The sequence below is a fragment of the Mesorhizobium prunaredense genome (assembly GCF_900156895.1).
Lineage (GTDB): Bacteria > Pseudomonadota > Alphaproteobacteria > Rhizobiales > Rhizobiaceae > Mesorhizobium > Mesorhizobium prunaredense.
Map to the genome: position 1 here is coordinate 192,982 of NZ_FTPD01000003.1, position 19,385 is coordinate 212,366.

The 19,385-nt window shown below is 63.8% G+C and carries 20 protein-coding genes; 15 read left to right on the forward strand and 5 right to left on the reverse strand.

Annotated elements, in window-relative coordinates:
- Positions 1-7: 7 nt before the first annotated feature.
- From BQ8794_RS03520 to BQ8794_RS03540, 5 genes are read left to right on the forward strand one after another with little or no spacing between them, the layout of a single operon-like run.
- Positions 8-1,084 carry a Gfo/Idh/MocA family protein gene (locus tag BQ8794_RS03520; RefSeq protein ID WP_077373146.1) on the forward strand — a complete coding sequence of 359 codons (1,077 nt, stop codon included), beginning with the start codon at positions 8-10 and terminating at the stop codon, positions 1,082-1,084.
- Positions 1,084-1,902, forward strand: coding sequence for a sugar phosphate isomerase/epimerase family protein (locus tag BQ8794_RS03525; RefSeq protein WP_077373149.1), 819 nt, complete (start codon positions 1,084-1,086; stop codon positions 1,900-1,902). The genes BQ8794_RS03520 and BQ8794_RS03525 overlap by 1 nt, the downstream gene beginning before the upstream one ends.
- On the forward strand, positions 1,902-2,735 hold the full coding sequence (locus tag BQ8794_RS03530) for an alpha/beta fold hydrolase (protein WP_077373152.1): 834 nt from the start codon (positions 1,902-1,904) through the stop codon (positions 2,733-2,735). Before BQ8794_RS03525 ends, BQ8794_RS03530 begins: the two co-directional genes overlap by 1 nt.
- Positions 2,732-3,454: a ribulose-phosphate 3-epimerase gene (locus BQ8794_RS03535; RefSeq protein WP_077373155.1), complete on the forward strand. Its 723-nt coding sequence runs from the start codon at positions 2,732-2,734 to the stop codon at positions 3,452-3,454. Before BQ8794_RS03530 ends, BQ8794_RS03535 begins: the two co-directional genes overlap by 4 nt.
- Entirely contained in the window at positions 3,454-4,491 is a 1,038-nt protein-coding gene (locus BQ8794_RS03540) for an ROK family protein (protein ID WP_077373158.1), read from the forward strand. The genes BQ8794_RS03535 and BQ8794_RS03540 overlap by 1 nt, the downstream gene beginning before the upstream one ends.
- Positions 4,492-4,621: 130 nt before the next feature.
- Here BQ8794_RS03540 and BQ8794_RS34400 read toward each other — a convergent pair whose 3' ends face one another.
- The gene (locus tag BQ8794_RS34400) at positions 4,622-4,864 is read right to left on the reverse strand and encodes a hypothetical protein (RefSeq protein ID WP_143744452.1); all 243 of its coding nucleotides are present in this window, start codon (positions 4,862-4,864) and stop codon (positions 4,622-4,624) included.
- Positions 4,865-4,923: 59 nt separating this feature from the next.
- On the opposite strand from BQ8794_RS34400, the gene BQ8794_RS03545 reads away from it, so the two are divergent.
- The 4 genes from BQ8794_RS03545 to BQ8794_RS03560 all read left to right on the forward strand — a co-directional run bounded on the left by BQ8794_RS03545 (position 4,924) and on the right by BQ8794_RS03560 (position 8,836).
- Positions 4,924-5,913, forward strand: a complete 990-nt coding sequence (locus BQ8794_RS03545; RefSeq protein WP_077373160.1) for a sugar ABC transporter substrate-binding protein — start codon at positions 4,924-4,926, stop codon at positions 5,911-5,913.
- Positions 5,910-6,911, forward strand: a complete 1,002-nt coding sequence (locus tag BQ8794_RS03550; RefSeq protein WP_077373163.1) for an ABC transporter permease — start codon at positions 5,910-5,912, stop codon at positions 6,909-6,911. Before BQ8794_RS03545 ends, BQ8794_RS03550 begins: the two co-directional genes overlap by 4 nt.
- Complete coding sequence (locus BQ8794_RS03555; protein ID WP_077373166.1) at positions 6,908-7,672, forward strand: ATP-binding cassette domain-containing protein; 765 nt, start codon at positions 6,908-6,910, stop codon at positions 7,670-7,672. The genes BQ8794_RS03550 and BQ8794_RS03555 overlap by 4 nt, the downstream gene beginning before the upstream one ends.
- A gap of 78 nt (positions 7,673-7,750) precedes the next feature.
- Positions 7,751-8,836, forward strand: coding sequence for a Gfo/Idh/MocA family protein (locus BQ8794_RS03560; protein WP_077373169.1), 1,086 nt, complete (start codon positions 7,751-7,753; stop codon positions 8,834-8,836).
- 7 nt (positions 8,837-8,843) lie between these two features.
- Here BQ8794_RS03560 and BQ8794_RS03565 read toward each other — a convergent pair whose 3' ends face one another.
- Together BQ8794_RS03565 and BQ8794_RS03570 are read right to left on the reverse strand one after the other, a co-directional pair.
- The gene (locus BQ8794_RS03565; RefSeq protein WP_077373172.1) at positions 8,844-9,113 is read right to left on the reverse strand and encodes a hypothetical protein; all 270 of its coding nucleotides are present in this window, start codon (positions 9,111-9,113) and stop codon (positions 8,844-8,846) included.
- 144 nt (positions 9,114-9,257) lie between these two features.
- Positions 9,258-9,794 (reverse strand): TetR/AcrR family transcriptional regulator, encoded by a 537-nt coding sequence (locus BQ8794_RS03570; RefSeq protein WP_023797135.1) that lies wholly within the window; start codon positions 9,792-9,794, stop codon positions 9,258-9,260.
- Between the two features lie 150 nt (positions 9,795-9,944).
- Here BQ8794_RS03570 and BQ8794_RS03575 point away from each other — a divergent pair, with 150 nt between their 5' ends.
- Both BQ8794_RS03575 and BQ8794_RS03580 read left to right on the forward strand, forming a co-directional pair.
- Positions 9,945-11,210 (forward strand): efflux RND transporter periplasmic adaptor subunit, encoded by a 1,266-nt coding sequence (locus BQ8794_RS03575; protein WP_425293517.1) that lies wholly within the window; start codon positions 9,945-9,947, stop codon positions 11,208-11,210.
- The gene (locus BQ8794_RS03580; protein ID WP_077373175.1) at positions 11,207-14,290 is read left to right on the forward strand and encodes an efflux RND transporter permease subunit; all 3,084 of its coding nucleotides are present in this window, start codon (positions 11,207-11,209) and stop codon (positions 14,288-14,290) included. The genes BQ8794_RS03575 and BQ8794_RS03580 overlap by 4 nt, the downstream gene beginning before the upstream one ends.
- Before the next feature lie 88 nt (positions 14,291-14,378).
- Here the strand turns inward: BQ8794_RS03580 and BQ8794_RS03585 are convergent, their stop codons facing one another.
- A complete protein-coding gene (locus BQ8794_RS03585; protein WP_077373178.1) occupies positions 14,379-14,852 on the reverse strand; it encodes a L,D-transpeptidase in 474 nt (157 codons plus the stop codon).
- 370 nt (positions 14,853-15,222) lie between these two features.
- Here BQ8794_RS03585 and BQ8794_RS03590 point away from each other — a divergent pair, with 370 nt between their 5' ends.
- Together BQ8794_RS03590 and BQ8794_RS03595 are read left to right on the forward strand one after the other, a co-directional pair.
- The gene (locus tag BQ8794_RS03590; RefSeq protein ID WP_244554839.1) at positions 15,223-15,486 is read left to right on the forward strand and encodes a hypothetical protein; all 264 of its coding nucleotides are present in this window, start codon (positions 15,223-15,225) and stop codon (positions 15,484-15,486) included.
- Positions 15,487-15,509: 23 nt separating this feature from the next.
- Positions 15,510-15,677 carry a hypothetical protein gene (locus tag BQ8794_RS03595; RefSeq protein WP_023797130.1) on the forward strand — a complete coding sequence of 56 codons (168 nt, stop codon included), beginning with the start codon at positions 15,510-15,512 and terminating at the stop codon, positions 15,675-15,677.
- A 54-nt stretch (positions 15,678-15,731) separates the two neighbouring features.
- On the opposite strand, the gene BQ8794_RS03600 is transcribed toward BQ8794_RS03595, so the two are convergent.
- Complete coding sequence (locus BQ8794_RS03600; protein ID WP_077373181.1) at positions 15,732-16,418, reverse strand: response regulator transcription factor; 687 nt, start codon at positions 16,416-16,418, stop codon at positions 15,732-15,734.
- 47 nt (positions 16,419-16,465) lie between these two features.
- On the opposite strand from BQ8794_RS03600, the gene BQ8794_RS03605 reads away from it, so the two are divergent.
- Both BQ8794_RS03605 and BQ8794_RS03610 read left to right on the forward strand, forming a co-directional pair.
- Complete coding sequence (locus BQ8794_RS03605; RefSeq protein ID WP_174654358.1) at positions 16,466-17,245, forward strand: response regulator; 780 nt, start codon at positions 16,466-16,468, stop codon at positions 17,243-17,245.
- A 55-nt stretch (positions 17,246-17,300) separates the two neighbouring features.
- Entirely contained in the window at positions 17,301-19,385 is a 2,085-nt protein-coding gene (locus BQ8794_RS03610) for a PAS domain S-box protein (protein ID WP_167378613.1), read from the forward strand.

Genomic DNA, 19,385 nt, shown 5'->3' on the forward strand with positions numbered 1-19,385 from the left:
AGAGACCATGATCCGGAAGCAAGACCGTCGCCTTCGTGTCGGCGTGCTCGGCTGCGGGCCGATCGCCCAATTCGCCCATCTCGAATCCTGCGTGAAGGCCGGGAATGCCGATCTCTATGCCATCTGCGATGCCGCCCCCGATCTCCTGGCGCGCATGGGCGCGACCTATGAACCCGAAAGAATCTATGGCGATTACGATGAGATGCTGGCCGACCCGCAACTGGAAGCGGTGATCGTCGCGACCTCCGACGCCTATCACGTGCCGATGTCGATCAAGGCGCTCGAGGCCGGCAAGCACGTGCTGTGTGAAAAGCCGATCGGCGTCTCGGTCGAGGAAGGCGAGATGCTCGCCGATGCGGTCCGGCGCTCCGGCAAGGTGCTGCAGGTCGGCCATATGAAGCGCTTCGACCCGGCACTGGAAGCGGCGCGCGATTTCGTCCGCGACGAGATCGGCGAGATCCTGGCGCTAAAAGCCTGGTATTGCGATTCCACTCACCGCTACACCAACACCGACGCGGTCCAGCCGCTGCCGGTCACCAGCAAGCTGGCGCGCAAGCCGGGCGGCAATCCGAAGGCCGATCTCAGGCAGTATTTCATGCTCGCGCACGGCTCGCACCTCGTCGACACCGCGCGCTTCCTGTGCGGCGAGATCGTTGCCGTGCGCGCCCGCCTCAACCAACGTTTCGGCGCCTATTGCTGGTTCGTCGAAACCGAATTCAGCAATGGCGCGCTCGGCCATCTTGACCTCACCGTGGCTGTCCGAATGGACTGGCACGAGGGTTTTCAGCTCTATGGCGAAAACGGCTCGGTGATCGCGAAGACCTTTAATCCCTGGTATTTCCGGGCGAGTGAGGTCGATATCTTTCACGAGAAGGATGCAACGTCGCGAAGGCCGCTTGGCGCCGACGGGCATTTCTTCAGGCGCCAGCTCGAAGGCCTCGCCGAGACAATCCTTGACGGCAAACCGATGCGCGGCGCCAACGTCGAGGACGGCCTTGCCTCGATCCGCGCCATGGTGGCGATCGCCCGTTCGGTCGAAACCGGCGATCGCGTCGAGATCGCTTCCGCAACGGGAGCGGTCTGATGCAGATCGGGGTGTTCGCCAAGACCTTTCCGGGCAGCGAGCCGGCTGGCGTGCTGGCAGCGGTCCGCGACGCGGGATTTGCCGTCACCCAGTTCAACCTTGCCTGCGCCGGGCTGCCGTCGATGCCGGATGCGGTGCAAAAAGACGCCCTTGAGGCCATCGCGGCCGCGTCGAAGGCTTGCGGTGTCGCCCTGGCAGCGCTCTCGGGCACCTACAACATGGCCCATCCCGACAGGACTGTGCGCGACGACGGCCTGCGCCGGCTTGGCGTGGTCATCAAGACCGCGGCAGAGCTTTCCGTTCCGCTGGTCACCTTGTGCACGGGAACGCGCAACGCGGACGATCAGTGGGCATATCATCCCGACAATACCGAGCCCTCGGCATGGGACGACATGGCGGGCGAGATGGAAAAGGCGCTTCAACTCGCCGAGCGTCACGGCGTTGATCTCGGCATCGAACCCGAACAGGCCAACATCGTCACCTCGGCGTCGGACGCGATGCGCCTGATCGCCGAGATGGGCTCGACACGGCTGCGTATCGTGCTCGATCCAGCCAACCTGTTCGAGCAGGCGAGCCCGGCCGAAGCACGCGCCATCGTCGCCGCCGCCGTCGAACGCGCAGCGGGCCACGTCGCCATGGCCCACGCCAAGGACCGCTTTGCCGACGGCCGCTTTGCCACCGCCGGTCGGGGTGTCGTCGACTTTGCGGATTTCGTCGCCAGGCTGAAAGCATCGGGCTTTGACGGGCCGCTGGTCACGCATGGCCTCTCGGCCGAAGAGGCACCCAGCGTTGCCCGCTTCCTCAAGGGGCTGGTGTGATGGCGCGCCTGGCCACGCTGCTTCGCGATGACGCCACGCTTCAAGTCTTCGACCATGGCGACGGGCTTGCGGTCGTCTTTCAGCACGGGCTGGGCGGTGGCGAGGCGCAGGTCGCCCAGGCTTTCCCTTCCGGGCCGGGGTTGCGGCGCATCACGCTGGAATGTCGCGGGCACGGCGCCTCCGGACTGGGCAGCCGCCGGCCGTTCTCCCTGAGTATGTTCGCGGACGATGTTGTTGCCGCCGCCGATCAGGCCGGTCTCGATCGTTTCGTCGCCGGCGGCATTTCCATGGGCGCCGCGATCGCCATGCGCCTGGCCTGCCGTCATCCGCACCGCGTCGCAGGTCTTCTCCTGGTGCGGCCGGCCTGGATTTTCGACAGCGCGCCGGTGAACCTGCGGCCGATCGCCGAGGTTGCCAGGCTTATCCAGGACCGCGGCCCCGACAAGGCGAGGGCGATTTTCGCGCAATCGGAAACCGCGGCGCGCCTGCAGCGTGAAGCACCCGACAACCTTGCCTCGCTGTCCGGCTATTTCGACCGGCCGGACGCCGCGCCATTCGCGCAGGTCCTCGCCGACATTGCCGCCGACGGCCCGGGCGTTTCGGCGCGTGACGCCGCGGTGCTTGGCATTCCGACGCTGGTCATCGGCAATGCCATGGATGCGGTGCATCCGCTCTCGACGGCCCATACGCTCGCCGCAGCCATTCCCGGCGCGACCTTTGCCGAAATCCATCCCAAGGCGCTCGACAGCGTCAGGCATTTCGCCGAGCTGCAGGCCGAGATCACGACCTTCCTTCAGACCTACTCGAACTTCCGGAGCCTCGTTCCGTCATGACGACCAAATCCCTGTCCGGCCCCGCTGCCGTCGCCGCCCTGCCGCGCAACCGGCTGCTTGGCGAGTTTTCGCTGTGGTCGGCCGACCTTGCCAATATGGAACGCGACCTGAAGCGCATAGAACCTCATGTCGACCTCCACCACATCGATGTCGCGGACGCCCGCTTCACTCCCGGCTTCCTGTTCTTCCCGGACCTGGTAGCGCGGATCGCCAGGCTAACGGCAAGGCCTATCCATGTGCACCTGATGGTCGAAGCCGAGATCGTCGAGGAGCAGACGCGTCAGTTCATCGAGGCCGGCGCCGATCTGGTCAGTGTCCACGCCGAAAACGGCGAAGCCGGCCTGCGCGCCGTGCGGCTGGCGCATGCGCTCGGCGCCGAGGCCGGCGTGGTGCTCAGGCTGGAAACGCCGGTGGCCGCGGTCACGCCTTTCCTGTCGCAAGTGGCGTTTGTGACGCTTCTCGGCACATCCATCGGCGTCAAGGGCCAGAGCCTTTCCGAGCAGGCCTGCCCACGTTTGATCGAAGCGCGCGCACTGATGAGAAAAGCCGGTCGCGAAACCGACATCATCCTGGCTGCCGACGGCGGCATCCGCCACGAGACGGTGCCCCGCCTGCGCTTCGTTGGCGCCGAGACGGTGGTGCTCGGATCGCTGGCGTTCGGCGACCCCGACCTTGCGCAGCGCATGGCCTGGCTGCATGGGCTGAAGGTCGCCGCCTGATGACAAGACTGGCCCTCGCCTTCGATCTCGGCGGAACGGAGCTGCGCGGTGCGCTGGTCGAGAGCGGCGGCCGCGTCGTCACGCAGGTTTCGGCGCCGACGATGGCGATCGCGGGATCGGATGCGGTGATCGGCCAGATCATCGCACTGGCCGGGGATCTTCTGGCACAGCGGCCACAAGCGGATGTCGTCGGCATCGGCATCGGCGCGCCGGGACCGCTCGATCCCAAGGCCGGGATCGTGATTGCCCCGCCGACGCTGGCCGGCTGGCACGACGTGCCGTTGATCGACATTCTCGCCAAGCATTTCGGCCTGCCGGTGCGTCTGGAAAACGACGCCAACGCGGCCGCGCTGGGCGAATGGCGCTTCGGCGCCGGGCAAGGTACCGGATCCCTGGTGTTCGTCACCGTATCGACCGGGATTGGTGGCGGCGTCGTTGCCGACGGCCACATCTATCACGGCCGGCGCGGGCTTGCCGCCGAGATCGGCCACATGACCATCACCGGCGAGGGCGACCGCTGCTTCTGCGGCGCCGTCGGCTGTTTCGAGGCGGTCGCCTCCGGAACCGCGCTCGGGCGGCGTGCCACGGCGCTGACAGCGCCGGGCGACGGCTCCCTGCTCAGGCGCCTTTCGGGCGGTGGCGACGTTTCGGCCAGGCACGTCGTCGAAGCCGCGCGTGCCGGCGATATCAGCGCGCTCGAGTTGATCGAAGTGGAAGCCAAGTGGCTCGGCATCGGCTTCACCAACCTGCTTCACCTCTATTCGCCGGGCCTGATCGTCATGGGCGGCGGCCTCGCCAACGGCTTCGACCTGTTGGCTCCGACCATCAGGGCAACCGTCGAGCAGCGGGCGATGCCGGCCTACCGGGATGTGCCAATCGTGCCGGCACAGCTCGGCGACCGCGCAGGACTGGTCGGCGCGGCCAGCCTGATTCTGTGGGAAGGCGAACCGGGCGCGCCATTGGCGATGGCACAGGACAAGAATAGCAAAGACGGTCCGACCGAACGTGCCGCCGGCAGGGAGGCAAGCCATCGCTGAGCCAAGCTGCGCGGCGCCGGTCACCGATGGCCCAGCGCTGGTGCCGCTGCATTCGGCGTTCGCGGTGGACTCATAGGCTGAAGCCACACAACTGACGACGCCGGCATCAAGCTGCTTCGCCCCCGCAGTGTCAATTTCTGCTGCACCGCAGCACATCAAAAACCTCTGCATACCATTTTAAATCTTGACGCATGTTAATTTTTTCTAAAACATGCGGAAATGCTGACAAGGCATCGGTCAGCGCTCCGGGAGGAGAAATGCCTGACACGAAAATGGCCATTACCGGGCGCTCGGAAACCGCCGTGCGGCGATCGCCGGTCGGTCGGCAGCCTATCATCGCAAGCGCCGGGCAGGCCTTCGCCGGCACAGGCATTAGTTCGCAGAACAACGGGTCAATTGCGACACCACCAACAAATTAGGAGGAGGAAAAGCATGCGTATGTTCAATTGCCTGACGCTTGGCGCAGGCCTGTTTGCAATCGTGATTTCAGTGCCGGTCCATGCCGAGGACGCGGCCCGCGTCGCGGCAATCGTCAAGGGTCTCGACAATCCCTTCTTCCAGTACATGCACCAAGGCATCGAAGGGCAGGCCAAGGCCGACGGCGTTGCCGTCACTATCCAGGCAGCCGCCAATATGGGCGACGCTACCGGCCAGGCCGATCGGTTGACCGCCATGGCCATGCAGGATTTCGATTGCTATCTGGTCAATCCGATCAGCGTCAGCAACCTCGTCCAGGCACTTGTGCCTGTCGCCCAGAAGAACAAGCCGATCGTAAACATCGACAGCACCATCGACGCCGAGCAGGCCAAGGCCGCGGGCTTCACCATCTCAACCTATATCGGCACAGACAACGTTGCCGCCGGCGTGCTGGCAGGCGAAGAGATGCTGAAGCTGGTTCCTGCAGGCTCCAAGGTCGCGCTGGTGGCCGGCATTGTCGGCGATGTCGGCAGCAACGCCCGCATCAAGGGCTTCAAGCAGGCTGTCGAAGGCAAGCTCGAAGTCGTGGTGATGGTCAGTGCCGACTGGGATCGCGAGAAGGCGCTCACCGCGGCCACCGACATCCTGGCCGCGCATCCCGATCTCGCCGGCTTCTTCGCCGCCAACGACATCATGGCGCTCGGCGTTCAGCGCGCCGTCCAGACCTCGGGCAAGGACGTCAAGGTGATCGGCCTCGACGGCATCGTCGACGCGTTGAAATCGGTGGCGGCCGGCGAACTCGCCGCGACCGTCGCGCAATATCCCTATGTCGTCGGTGCCATGGGCGTGGAAGCCTGCAAGGCAGCGGCCATGGGCAAGGAACTGCCCGCCAACGTGCCGGCGCCGGTTCTATTGATCAACAAGGACAATGCCGAAGCCTCGCTGAAGAACTTCCCGCGTCCGGGCGGCGACTATCCCGATCCCTTCCGCGAGATGTTGAAGTGACCATTCCTGAACAAAACGCGCCCGTGCATACCGCGGGCGCGGCGGAGGAGAGCCGCCCCTCCCTGTCGGCTCTCCTCCTGGATCCTTCCTTCTGGGCCGACTGGGCATCGGTCGTCGGCCTTGTCGGCCTCGTCATCGTCTTCGGCATTAGTCAGCCGGTCTTTCTCAGCATCGCCAATTTGCAGGCCCTGCTGCTGGCCGCGGCGATCCTGGTCGTGCTGTCGATCGGACAGACCTTCGTCGTCGCGACCGCCGGCATCGATCTCTCCTTGGCGGCAGCCGTCATGCTGGGCGCCATCATCCTCGGCCTCGTCGATGCCGCGGGCTATGGCATCTTTCTCGCCTGCGTGCTCGCCGTAGCTGCCACCAGCGCGGTCGGTTTCCTTAACGGCGCGCTCATCACAGCCGGGCGAATACCCGACTTCGTGGTAACGCTCGGCACGCTTTCGGGCGTCACCGGGCTCGGCCTGATCTTGTCGGGCGGCGAGCCGATAATGGTCGGCTCGACTTTCCTGCTGCGGCTGGCCTCGGGCTCCTTTGGACCGTTCGGCTATCCCGTCTGGGTGGCGATATCAGCCGTTCTGGTGGCGCATATCGCGCTCTACCACACCCGCTTCGGCGTGCATCTGCTGGCGACCGGCGGCCAGGTCGAAAGCGCCAGCGCGCTCGGCATCCGCACCAACCGGGTCAAGATCGCCGCCTATACGATTTCAGGCTTCTGCGCCGGCATCGCCGCACTGCTTCTGGTCGCGCGCATCGGCTCGGCCGAACCGCAGATCAATACCAGCCTTCTGCTCAATTCGGTGGCGGCAGTCGTCTTGGGAGGCGTCAGCCTGTTTGGTGGACGCGCCAGCATTCTCGGCCCGGCGATCGGAGCGCTGATGCTCACCGCTCTCGTCAACGGGCTGACGCTGCTCAGCGTTTCGGCCTTCTACCAGCCCTTGGCCGTTGGCGCCATCGTGGTGCTGGCGGCACTGATCATGCGGTATCAGAAATGAGCGCCGTCAATCACTCCCCGTCGGCCGACGCGATCCTCGCCTGCGAAGGACTGAGCAAGCATTTCGGCGGCATCCGCGCCTTCACCGATGTCGCCTTCCAGGCCCGCCGTGGCGAGGTCACCGCGGTGATCGGCGACAATGGCGCCGGCAAGTCGACGCTGATACGCTGCCTGGTCGGCGTGCATGTGCCGGACGCTGGAGACATTTTCTTCGACGGCCGGCTGCACCCCTTCGCCAATCCCGACGAGGCGCGCAAGGCCGGCATCGAGACGGTGCACCAGAACCTCGCGCTGATCGACGAATTGACAGTCGCTCAGAACCTGTTCCTCAACCGTGAGATCGTGCGCCGGATCGGCCCGCTCGCCCTGCTCGACCGCAAGGCGATGAAGCAGCAGGCGCGCGCCATGCTGTCGCGCCTGTCGATCAACATGCCTTCGGTCAGCCAGCGCGTGCGGCGCCTGTCGGGCGGACAGCGACAGGCGATCTCGATCTGCCGCGCCGCAGGTTCCGGCGCCAAGCTGGTGGTGATGGACGAGCCAACCGCAGCGCTCGGCGTGCAGGAGACGGCCAATGTCGAAGCCCTGATCCGGCGGCTGCGCGAACAGGCCGTCAGCGTCATCCTGGTCAGCCATAATTTCGATCAGGTGCGGCGCCTGTCCGACCAGATCTGGGTGATGCGAGCGGGACGGATGGTGGCGACCGTCCGTTCATCCGAGACCACCGGCAACGAACTCGTCGCGCTCGTCACCGGCGCTGCATGACGGACGGCCGGGTCGAGCCGCACCTGTAGCTATAACGAGCTGTTGGCTGAAACAATTGGTTTGCAAAGGGAGTGTGCCGTGGCGGTGATCCGTGTCGGGCTAGTGGGTCTTGGAGAGGTCGCGCAATCGATCCATCTGCCGGTGCTGAGCGATCAGCGCGACAGCTGGCTGGTATCAGGCATCTATGATGTGTCGCCGAGCCTAATGGCGCTGTGCACATCCGAATACCCGACCGCCAAAGCCTTCGAAACGGCAGAGGCGCTAATCGATTCGCCGGATATCGACGCGGTTTTCATCCTCTCGTCAGACGAGACCCACAGCCGTTTCGTCCATGCCGCCGTCCAGGCGAACAAGCATGTCCTCTTGGAAAAGCCCGCCTGCCTGACGGTGCGCGAGATCGACGAGCTTCTGGCGCTGACGCCAAACTACGCCAAAACGATCTTCGTCGGCTACATGCGCCGCTACGCTCCGGCCTATCTGGCAGCGATAGAGGAACTGCCTGACTTCGCCGACATCACCCATGTCCGCATCTTCGACCTGATCTCCGAGGGCCGGCATTTCCTGAAGAAGAGCCAGAACGTCCTCTATCCCACCGACATCGATCCGGCCCATTTGGCACGCGGCGCCGGGGAGCGCGAGGCGCTGATTCGCGAAGTGGTGGGCAGCGATGCGCCCGCCGATCTCGTACGCGCCTATCGCGGCCTGACGGCGCTGAGCTCGCACCATATTTCGGCGATGCGCGGGCTGCTCGGCGAACCAGCCCGTGTGCTGGCGGCGCACCGCACCAATGGCGGCGCCAACACCAGCGTGACCTTCGACTACGGCCACTTCGCCTGCTGCTACGATGCGGTCGTTGACGATCTCGGCCTATTCGATGCCATGATCGAGGTGCGCTCGAACACCAAACGGGTCCGCATCATTTACGACACGCCCTACATCCGCAGCCTACCGACGTGGCTCGAAGTGACGGAAGCCGGAGCAGCCGGCCCAGTGACGCGGACATTCGGGCCGCTGTATGGCGACGCCTTCTCCAACGAACTGGAAACCTTCCACCGCCACATCACCGACGGGACGAAGCCGCTGACCGACCTAGCGGACTCCCGCCGCGACCTGGCGCTGATGGCAGAGATCATCGAGCAGATGAAGAAGACTGTCAGGCGCTGAAGGCTGCCTACTTCCCGCAATAGTGATCGTTGATCTTGTTCAACGCGTTCGCATCGGGCCCGACCCTGTCATAGGAGCAGGCTCCTGCGGCTGTCGTGAACAACTGCCGGTCATAGTAGCGCGGGCCGCCGAACAGAATCTCGATGATGTTGCCTTCGGCGGGAACGTAGCGCTCGGGCTCAGTCCGTTGGTCGCGATTTCCAGCGAAGGCCGAGGCAGACATGCTGCAGCCCATTGCGAAGACGAGAGCGCGGATCGCAAAGCGTTTTGTTGTCATCGGCAATCCCTTCTGACGGTTCGGCTTCTCACCACACATCCAAAATCGCGAGGCGGACAAAAGTTCCTTCACCCTCGCCAGACCAGCTCAACCATATGATCCCACCTGTCACAATAGGTATATCCTGCAGCGCTGCGCGGCAATCTATCCCGCAATCTCCAGCAAGGACGATACCAGCAACCGACGTTCGTCCTGTGAGAGGACGTCCGAGTCGAAGAGATTCATGCTGCGAAGTCCTTCGATGGCGAGGTAGCAGACCAGCAGCGCCTTGAGGTCCGGCGTCTCTCCCTTGAGCCGTTCGAAAACCTGCCGCCTGAACGCTTTTATCGGCGTCAGGAAATCGGGATCCTCGGCGATCGCCGAAAATATCCAGGAAGCTGACGGTTTCGATTCCGCGGCATGTTCGGCCGAAAGCTTGATGTAGGTCGCAAGCGGGCTCTCGCCGCTGACGCCGGCAGTGCGGGCGGCGTCCAGCGCCTGCTCGAAGGCGCGCAGGTAATCCTCAACCAGCGCCTGCATCAGCTTCGCCTTGGTCGGGAAATTGTACAGCAAGCCGCCTTTCGACACGCCGGCTCGGCTGGCGACGGCGTCCAGCGACAGGCTGCCCGGCCCTGTCTCGCGTGCCACATCGGCGGCGGCGGCGAGAATTTTATCACGCGAATTTGCTCTGCGGGCTTTCATCAATCGCTCCCCATACATTAGCCTACGCGGAATTGACAAGACCGTCCAGACGGTACAGTAAGGTCGCCGTCATTTGATATCGGGACCAGCCACAGGTATGTGTTTGGGTCATCCGACTGTTGTGCCGGGCCATGGCCAAGGGGACTGTTCGTGATCAAGCGTTTCATCATTGCCTTCATTCTGCTCGTGCTGGTCTGCGGCGGCATCGTCGGCTTCAACTTGTTCCGCGACAATGCAATGCAGCAATTCTTCGCCACCATGAAGCCGCCGGCCGCGACCGTGTCGACGACAATCGTCAAGCCGACGGAATGGACGCCGGGCGTCGAGGCGATCGGCACTGTCAGCGCGGTCCGCGGCGTCGACCTGACCGTCGAAACCGCCGGCATCGTCAAGGACATCCTGTTTCACGCCAATCAGAAGGTTGAAGCCAACGCGGGTCTCCTTCAGCTTGACGATGCCGCCGAGCGCGCCGATCTCGAGGCGACGAAGGCGCAAGCTGCACTCGACCAGACGGCGTTGACACGCGCCCTTGAATTGCAGAAACGCGGTGTCGGCTCGGATTCGACGCTCGATACGGCGCGGGCAGCCGCATTGGCTTCCGCTTCGCGGGTCAACAGGCTGCAGGCGGTGCTCGAGCAGAAGCTGCTGACCGCGCCCTTCAGCGGCACCGTGGGTATCCCCAGGATCGATCTCGGCCAGTATCTCTCACCCGGCACTTCCGTAGCGACCCTGCAGGATCTGGAGACGATGCGGGCCGATTTCTCGGTTCCCGAACAGCAGCTTCGGCTGCTGAAGATCGGCCAGACGGTGCGGCTGGGCGTTGGTGACGGCGAGTTGCCTTTCACCGGCACTATTCGGGGCATCGACCCCAAAATCGACCCGGCCAGCCGGCTGGTGACGGTCAGGGCCGAGGTCGCCAACCCCGAAGGCAAGCTGACCCCTGGCCAATTCGTGCAGGTGCGCGTCGAACTGCCCGAGGAAAACAACGTGCTGACGGTGCCGCAGACTGCGCTGACCTCCAGCCTCTACGGTGACTTCGTCTTTGTGGTGCGTCCGGCAAAGCCCGCCGCGGCCAATGGCGCCGCCCCTGCCGCCGCGGCCAACGCGGAAGAAAAGCCGGCCACGGATAGTGCGAAGCCCGCGACTGAAGCGCCCGCGGCAAAACCCGAGGAACAACCGGCTGCTGCGCCAGCCGAGCCGACGGCGCAAGAGCAGAAGCCGCAGCTCGTGCTTGCCCAGGTGTTCGTCAAGCCAGGCCGCCGTAATGCCGGCCTGGTTGAGATCCTGGAAGGCATCGCGCCCGGCGACGAAGTCGTTACCGCCGGCCAGAACCGCCTTTCCAACGGCATGTCCGTTGCCGTCGACAACACCATCGATCCGACCAAGCCGGCAAACCAGCAGGCAGCCCAGAAATGAGCTTCTCCGACATCTTCATTCGCCGTCCGGTCCTTTCGACCGTGCTCGCCTTGATGATCCTGCTTCTGGGTTTCCAGGGCATCTTCAGCCTCTCGATCCGGCAGTATCCGGAGGTCGAAGAAACGGCCATCACGATCACCACGGCCTATCCCGGCGCCAGCGCCGACCTGATCCAGGGGTTCATTTCCGCGCCGATCGCCCGTGCCGTCGCTTCGACCGAGAACATCGATTATGTCACGTCGGCGAGCCGGCCGTCCTCCAGCACCGTGACGGTGCAGATGAAACTCGGCTCCAACCCCGACGTCGCGCTGAACGAAGTCTTGTCGAAGGTACAAAGCGTGCGCGGCGACCTGCCGGACGAGTCCGAAGACCCGGTGATCGTCAAGGGCACCGGCGAGCAGTTCGCGATGATGTATATCTCGATGCAGAACCCGAACATGACGCCGGAACAGCTCACCGAATATATCGAGCGCGTCGTGCGGCCGCGCATGTCGACGGTCGAGGGTGTCGCCGACGTGCAGATCTTCGGGGCGGCAGAATATTCGATGCGCGTCTGGATCGACCCGATCAAATTGGCGGCGCGCGGCGTGACGGCGTCGGAAGTGCTGACCGCCATCAACGAATCGAATTTCCTGTCAGCACCCGGCAACACCGAAAACGAATACGTCGCCTCCTCGATCACCGTTCGTTCGACGCTGCAGACGCCGGAGGCTTTCGCTGCTCTTCCGCTCCGTTCGAAAGACGGCAATGTGGTGCGATTGCGCGACGTGGCGCGCGTCGAGCTCGCCGCGGCGAGCACCGACACCAGGGTCACTTTCAACGGCAAGCCCGGCATCTTTCTCGCCATCTTCCCGACTCCGGCCGCCAATCCGCTGACGACAGCGGAGGCGATCCACGAAATCGTGCCGACGATCCAGGAGACGCTGCCGCAAGGCATGACGATCGAGATCGTCTACGATTCGACCGAGCAGATCAGCGCATCGATCGAGGAGGTGTTCAAGACCATCGGCGAGGCAGTTATCATCGTCATCGTCGTCATCCTGCTCTTCCTCGGTTCGTTCCGCTCGGTGCTGATGCCGATCGTGACCATTCCGCTGTCGCTGATCGGCGTCTGCTTCCTGCTGTTTACGCTGGGCTATTCGATCAACCTTTTGTCGTTGCTGGCCATGGTCCTGGCGATCGGCCTCGTCGTCGACGATGCCATCGTGGTGGTGGAAAACATTCACCGCCACATGGAGGAAGACGGTTTGTCGCCGATGCAGGCGGCCTTCAACGGCATGCGGGAGATCTCGTCCGCCGTCATCGCCATGACGATAACGCTGGCCGCCGTGTTCGCGCCGCTGGCCTTCACCGGCGGCCTGACCGGCGCACTGTTTCGCGAATTCGCGGTGACGCTTGCCGGCTCGGTGGTGCTTTCGGGTGTCGTTGCCCTGACCGTCACGCCGATGATGTCGGCACGCATCCTCAGGCCCGGCTCGCACAGCCGCTTCCAGCGTATTGTCGACAACACGTTCGGGCGCGTCGAAAACATCTATGAGCGGCTGGTCAGCGGCTCGTTGAAATATCGCCCGGTGACGCTGATGATCGTCATTGCACTGGTCGCCACGACCGGCTTCATGTTCACCAAGACCGCGAGCGAACTGGCGCCGGAAGAAGACCAGGGCTTCTTGCTGTCTATTGTGAATGCGCCGCGCTATGCGACGTCGGACTACACCGAGACCTATGTGAACCAGATTCTCGGGCTGATGAATGATATCCCCGAAACCAGGGCTCGGTTCTCCGCCGTTGCCTTCCAAGGCCCGACGAACAACGCCTTCGTCGGCTTCGCATTCAAGGACTGGGCCGAGCGCGAGCGCAGCTCGAAGGAGCTTCAGGAAGACATCACCGCCCGCCTTGCCAAGGTGGCGGGCGTCGAGGCTTTCGTCTTCGCCCCGCCGACGCTGCCCGGCTCCGGCGGCGGCCTGCCGGTCACCATGGTGGTGCGCTCGACCGGCGATGCCTCCCAGGTGTACGAGGCCGCCGAGGACATCAAGAACAAGGCGCAGGCCTCCGGTCGCTTCCTCGCAGTGCAGAATTCGATGTCCTATGACGCACCGCAAGTGACGGTGACGATCGACCGCGACCGCGCTGCGGCGCTCAACCTGCCGATCGCCGACATCGGCCGGACGCTGACCCTCTTGGTCGGCGGCGCCGAAGTGGCGCAGTTCGACCGCGAATCCAACAGCTACGACATCATCCCGCAGGTGCCGCAGAACTTCCGCGACAACCCTGAAAAGCTGGCCGAGTATTTCGTGCGCAGCGCGTCGGGTGAGATGGTGCCGCTCTCGGCGGTGGTGAAGATCTCGACCAATGCCTCGCCGGCCGTGATCGAGCAGTTCAACCAATTGAACTCCGCCACGATTTCCGCTCTGCCATTGCCAACCGTCACCACAGGCGACGGGCTGAGGACCATCGAGGATATCGCCAGGGAAAGCCTGCCCGACACGTTCTTCATCGACTACACCGGCCAGTCGCGACAGGAGAAGGAACAGGGCTACACGATCATCATCGCGTTCGCGGCAGCCGTTCTCGTCATCTATCTGGTTCTGGCGGCGCAGTTCGAAAGCTTCCGCGATCCGCTGATCATCATGATGTCGGTGCCGCTGTCGATCTTCGGCGCAATCGTGCCGCTCAATCTGGGGCTGGGAACGCTCAACATCTACACGCAGGTCGGGCTGATCACGCTGATCGGCCTGATCACCAAGCACGGCATTCTTCTGGTCGAGTTCGCCAACCAGCAGCGCGAGCTCCACGGGATGCGGCGGCGCGATGCGATCGTCGCCTCGGCCAGGGTGCGGCTAAGACCGATCCTGATGACGACGGCGGCGATGGCGCTCGGCGTGGTGCCGCTGATCATCTCCAGCGGCGCCGGCGCCGCGGCGCGCTATTCGATGGGCCTGGTGATCTTCACCGGCATTCTGGTGGGAACCATGTTCACCCTGTTCGTGGTGCCGATGTTCTACACCTTCATCGCCAGCAAGGACCTGCCGCATCACGCCGAGAAGCCGGACCCGAAGCTGATGCCGGTGCCGGTCGATTGATTGACAAAAAGGCCGGAAATCTCCGGCCTTTTCTTGGGCAGTGATGTCCGACCGCAACGCATTTATGAAAGCGGATCGTCTTGCTTATCTATTTGACGATGACGATTTTGGTGTTGGTCGGACCGAAAATTTCGACAAGCTGGTAGAAGTCGGCGGCGTTGTCCGGATGCAGCCGCACGCAGCCATGCGAGGCCGGCTGGCCGAGGCGCTTGACGAAATTGGTCGCATGCACGGCGTAGCCACCCTTGAAGAAGACCGAATGCGGCATCGGCGCATTGTCGTACTTCCTCGAATACCACATCTGGTGCATGCGGGTCGGCTTGAACGAGCCGGTCGGGGTGACATGCCCCTTGCCGCCGGTCGAGACTTTCCACGCGAAGGTCGGCCGGCCGTCGACGAGGACTTCCATCGTCTGCTGCGAAAGCGAAATCCGCGCCACGATCTGATTGGCGGCCCGATTGGCGGCATGGGCAACGCCGTTGCCGACGCCGAACAGAAGAACCGTGCCCGCGGTGACGGCGGCGGCGATGTTGATGAGCTTGGCGGAAATGGCAGTGTACATGATGTCCCCCTGTCTGCCGGGTATGGCCGGCTCCAATTCGATGAATGGCTTGTCGTTGGATCACGTTTCGAATTGATTTCGCACGGCGGATTTTTCTGTTTCGAATCTGTTTCCTCTGGTTAACGGCCGGAGGCCCATCCGAGGCATTTGCAGGGGTGAAACCAAGGACAGGACGGTTTGCCTGGTCGAGCCCGGACCCGCGAAAGGACTGCCGCCTGCCGGGGAAAGTGCGGTCTTCCCTCATATGAAAGAAACTTGACTTGGCTCGAAACCAATCGGCAACAAAGCGCGGACTCGAGCGGCATGATCTGGATACAGGCCACCCGCAAAGTTGACCCAACGAAAACAGCCGGCACAAACGAAGATGAAAATGCAGTCGAACGCGATCTCCTGGCTGTTCAGGATAAGCATAGAAGCAGCGTTGATTGGCATGCCGCACTGTTTTCGCCACGGTCTGGATCGTGTCCAGCCTGCGCATAACCGGCTCAAGGCCCTCTGGCGGGTCGGTTTTGGGCTGAAGAAGATGCGCGGCACCTCCGGCAACTTGCAGCCGAGAGGACCGAAGGCCCGCGCCGCAACGGGGGGCTCCGCTGGCGGCGCGGGCACTTCGGGGTTTTCCCTGAAGCGAACCTGAAACCAAATTTGGGGGACGAAACGATGAACACGAAATTTGCAGCTTCGGTGCTTTCCGCACTGCTCTACGCACAGGGCCTGCTCGGCTTTGCCGGCCTAGCCACCGTGCTTCTTAGGGATCGTGCCCATGCGAGCGAATTCGTCGCGGCCAGCGAAATGCCGTCAGGTCCGTCGCTTCTCGTGGTGCGCTGAGCGCCTGGGCCCGTGGACAGCACGGTGAGGGGCTCGAAGGTGAGGGACTGGGCCTCAGTCCGCGAACTGCGTCGGCGGATCGAACCGGTAGCCCGCACCCCTTATCGTGGTGATGGTTTCGGTGTCGAGCTTGCGGCGCAGTCGCACGATGCGCGAATCGATCGAGCGATCGAAGGCATCGGCATTTTCGGCGGGCGCGGCGGCAATGATGTCATCGCGCGTCAAGACCTTGCGCGGCCTGGCCAGGAACAATCTGAGCAGCGCCACCTGACCCGGCGACAATTGTTCTTCCGTGCCCGAGCGATGCATGACCATGGCCGACCGGAGGTCGACCGTCGCGTTCTCCAGCACAACCAATTCCCCGGCGTTCCGGCCGCGCCGTGCCAGCAAGCCGCCGATACGGGCAGCGAGTTCCCTGACGTTGAGCGGGCTCTCGACGACGTCGGCGGCGCCGAGCTCGAGCGCCAGCACCTTGTCGATGAGATCGGCCGGCCGGCAGATCAGGATGAAATCCGGCCCGCCCTCGCCGCCATGGCGCTTGAGCAGATCACGCCCTTCCGCCTGGCTGAGGCTGTCGCCGACGACGACGACATCGATGCCGTTTCCGGAAAGCAGGGATTCGGCCTCCCACGGCTGCCGCACTGCGCGCACGTCATGACCGCGCCGTTCGAGATGGTCGGCCAGATCGGTTGCGACCACTTCGGCGACGGAAACAAGCGCGATGATGGATCGTGCAGCCATTTTTTTTCCACCCTGCAACCGGCAACCCAAGATGAGTGCTGGACATGATGTTTATACCCAATCTACTTTCCGCTGAAAGTGGGAGCGAGAGCATCGTGCGGGCACGAATTGTCGTCGTCGAGGACGAGCCGGATCTGAGGGACGCGGTTGCCGAGTATCTCGGCGCCAGCGGCTACGATGTCGCGACGGCCGAGAGTGCCAGCGCTGCGCGAACCTTGCTGGAAACGCAGTCGTTTCACCTGGCCATCCTCGACATCGCCATGCCGGGCGAGGACGGCCTGTCGCTTGGCCGCTGGATGCGCTCGAAAACGTCGATCGGCATCATCTATGCCACTGCCGCCGGCACCGCGCTCGACCGCATCGTCGGGCTGGAACTCGGCGCCGACGACTACATCGTCAAGCCTTACGAATTGCGCGAGGTGCTGGCTCGGGTCCGCAGCGTGCTGCGCCGCGTGCCGCAGCCGGCCGAGCCGCAGGCCGCCAAGGCCGAAACAACTGCCAGCCGCCGTTCCATGAGCTTCGGCCCTTTCCATGCCGATCTCGACGGTCGGTTCGTCACCGGCACCAATGGGACGGTCATCGACCTGGCCAAGAGCGAGTTCGACGTGCTGGAGGTCTTCCTGACGCGTGCCAACCGCTTGCTGACGCGTGCGGCGATCTCCGAGGCGATCGGCTTCGCGGAAGATCCTGAATCCTCACGTGCAGTCGATATCCGCATCATGCGGCTGAGGAAGAAGATCGAGGCGGACCCGGCCAATCCGAAATTCCTGCGCACAGTCCGCGGCGAAGGCTATATCTTCTCGCTGCCGACTGGCGAAGGCAACTGAGCGGCGCGACCACTGGCAACCACTCCCGGTGGCGACTGTGAAATGACGGCTGACCATGACGGCTGAAGCACGCAGCGATAGGCACGGCGTCAGGCAGGGCGCGGCGATGGCCGCTGTTCACATCGTTCGCCGGCTTCACGAAGCTGACGACTGGCAGCGCGAGATGGCCAGCATCCTTGAAACGCTGTGCGCGGCCATGGATTGCCAGCGCGGCATCCTGTTTCGGCTGCGCGAGTTGCCCGGCCAGGGCTTTGCCCAGTCGGTGGCGGCCTACTGGATCGACCCCCGATATGGTGGCGAACTGGCATCGCCGACGGTGATCTTGCAGTCGGTCGTCAATTCGGACCCACTGCTGGAACGGTTGGCGGAGGACGAGCGGCAAGGCAAGATCTTCGCGGGACACACGCGCGACCTCGAAGGCTTTCTGAGAACCGACTTCGATAAGCAGCACATCAAGTCGTTCCTGTCGGTGTCGGTCTTTGCGCATGGCCATTTGTGGGGCACGCTGGCGGTCAACGACTGCGTCAACGAGCGCGAATGGACCGACGAGGAAGAGGCAACGCTGCACATCGTGGCACTGGCCATCGGCGACGCCATCGAACGATCGCTTTCCGATGCCCACGCCAGCGAAGTCATCCGCCGCACCATGCTGCAGGCCTCGCTCGACGCCATCATCGTCATCGACGAGACCGGTTCGATCATCGAGTTCAATCCGGCCGCCGAAAAGATGTTCGGCTATCAGCGCAGCGACATCCTCGGCAAGGACCTGCTCGACACCGTCGTTCCGGACTATTATCGCAAGGGCTATGTGTCGGGCGCCGAATACATGTCGGGCCGCGGCGCGCCGATGGTCGGCCAGCGGATCGAGACTGTCACCCAGAACGCGGCCGGCGAGGTCTTTCCGATCGAGCTGACGGCGACCGAGATGCGGGTCGCCGACCGCCGCCTGATCTTCGGCTCGATCCGCGACCTTCGCGACAAATTGCGCGCCGAGGAGGAGATCGGCCGCCAGCGTGAAAAGCTGCACCAGAACGAGAAGATGGCGGCGATGGGCTCGCTGCTTGCCGGCGTGTCACACGAGCTCAACAACCCGCTTGCCGTGGTCGTCGCCCAATCGACTTTGTTGCACGAGTTCGCTTCAGACCCGCAGACCAAGGTGCGCGCCGAAAAGGTGCGCGCCGCTGCAGAGCGTTGCGGCCGCATCGTCAAGAGCTTCCTCTCGATGGTTCGCCTGCATCCGGCGTCGCAGGCCGAGACCGACCTCAACCAGGTGGTCCGTGCGGCACTCGAAGTGACTGCCTACGGCGCCAGGTCGACCGGCATCATTATCGATACCGATTTCGCCAGCGGTCCGCTGCTGGCCATGGCCGACGCCGACCATGTGACGCAAGTGGCCGCCAATTTCCTCATCAACAGCCAGCACGCACTGGCCGGCATCGGCGGCGACCGGCTGATCAAGGTTCGCACGTTTCGCAGCGATCGCGGCAATCCCTGTTTCTCGATCGAGGATAACGGGCCGGGCGTGCCGGAAGCGATACGCTCTCGCATCTTCGAATCGTATTTCACCACCAAGCCGGTCGGCGTCGGCACCGGCATCGGCCTGTCGATCTCGAAATCGATCATCGAGCGGCACAATGGCAATGTCTGGTTCGAGGAAGTTCTGCCGAGAGGCGCCCGTTTCGTCGTCCAGTTGCCGGAGATCTCCGGCGGCGCGGCCGGCGCCGGCGAAAGCCCGTCGCGCTCGAGCGGATTGCGCCATGCCCTGATCATCGACGACGAGCCGGATGTCGCCGCCTCGCTGTCCGACATTCTGGAGCTGATGGGCATCAAGTCGCGGATCGTGCCGGCCTGGGCATCGGCCACCGCCACCTTGTCCGGCCATATGCCGCCGGACATCGTCTTTTCCGATCTGCGCATGCCCGGCACCAGCGGCATATCGATCTATCGCGAACTGCTCGCCGAAAAGCCTGATCTGGCGCGGCGCTTCGTTCTGGTCACCGGCGACCTGATCGGCGCGAAGGCCGAAATCGAGGCATTGCCGGCGCCGCAGCGGCCGCAGATCCTGGAAAAGCCGTTCAGCACGCTGGACGTGCGCGGCGTGCTGTCGGCCATTGCCGAGCAGGCCGCATTGGGCAGCTAG

Excerpts from the sequence above, each read along its gene's own strand:
- BQ8794_RS03520 (WP_077373146.1), top strand. The coding sequence starts at position 8 with ATGATCCGGAAGCAAGACCGTCGCCTTCGTGTCGGCGTGCTCGGCTGC.
- BQ8794_RS03525 (WP_077373149.1), top strand. The coding sequence starts at position 1,084 with ATGCAGATCGGGGTGTTCGCCAAGACCTTTCCGGGCAGCGAGCCGGCT.
- BQ8794_RS03530 (WP_077373152.1), top strand. The coding sequence starts at position 1,902 with ATGGCGCGCCTGGCCACGCTGCTTCGCGATGACGCCACGCTTCAAGTC.
- BQ8794_RS03535 (WP_077373155.1), top strand. The coding sequence starts at position 2,732 with ATGACGACCAAATCCCTGTCCGGCCCCGCTGCCGTCGCCGCCCTGCCG.
- BQ8794_RS03540 (WP_077373158.1), top strand. The coding sequence starts at position 3,454 with ATGACAAGACTGGCCCTCGCCTTCGATCTCGGCGGAACGGAGCTGCGC.
- BQ8794_RS34400 (WP_143744452.1), bottom strand. The coding sequence starts at position 4,864 with ATGCCTGTGCCGGCGAAGGCCTGCCCGGCGCTTGCGATGATAGGCTGC.
- BQ8794_RS03545 (WP_077373160.1), top strand. The coding sequence starts at position 4,924 with ATGCGTATGTTCAATTGCCTGACGCTTGGCGCAGGCCTGTTTGCAATC.
- BQ8794_RS03555 (WP_077373166.1), top strand. The coding sequence starts at position 6,908 with ATGAGCGCCGTCAATCACTCCCCGTCGGCCGACGCGATCCTCGCCTGC.
- BQ8794_RS03565 (WP_077373172.1), bottom strand. The coding sequence starts at position 9,113 with ATGACAACAAAACGCTTTGCGATCCGCGCTCTCGTCTTCGCAATGGGC.
- BQ8794_RS03570 (WP_023797135.1), bottom strand. The coding sequence starts at position 9,794 with ATGAAAGCCCGCAGAGCAAATTCGCGTGATAAAATTCTCGCCGCCGCC.
- BQ8794_RS03580 (WP_077373175.1), top strand. The coding sequence starts at position 11,207 with ATGAGCTTCTCCGACATCTTCATTCGCCGTCCGGTCCTTTCGACCGTG.
- BQ8794_RS03585 (WP_077373178.1), bottom strand. The coding sequence starts at position 14,852 with ATGTACACTGCCATTTCCGCCAAGCTCATCAACATCGCCGCCGCCGTC.
- BQ8794_RS03590 (WP_244554839.1), top strand. The coding sequence starts at position 15,223 with ATGCAGTCGAACGCGATCTCCTGGCTGTTCAGGATAAGCATAGAAGCA.
- BQ8794_RS03595 (WP_023797130.1), top strand. The coding sequence starts at position 15,510 with ATGAACACGAAATTTGCAGCTTCGGTGCTTTCCGCACTGCTCTACGCA.
- BQ8794_RS03600 (WP_077373181.1), bottom strand. The coding sequence starts at position 16,418 with ATGGCTGCACGATCCATCATCGCGCTTGTTTCCGTCGCCGAAGTGGTC.
- BQ8794_RS03605 (WP_174654358.1), top strand. The coding sequence starts at position 16,466 with ATGTTTATACCCAATCTACTTTCCGCTGAAAGTGGGAGCGAGAGCATC.
- BQ8794_RS03610 (WP_167378613.1), top strand. The coding sequence starts at position 17,301 with ATGACGGCTGAAGCACGCAGCGATAGGCACGGCGTCAGGCAGGGCGCG.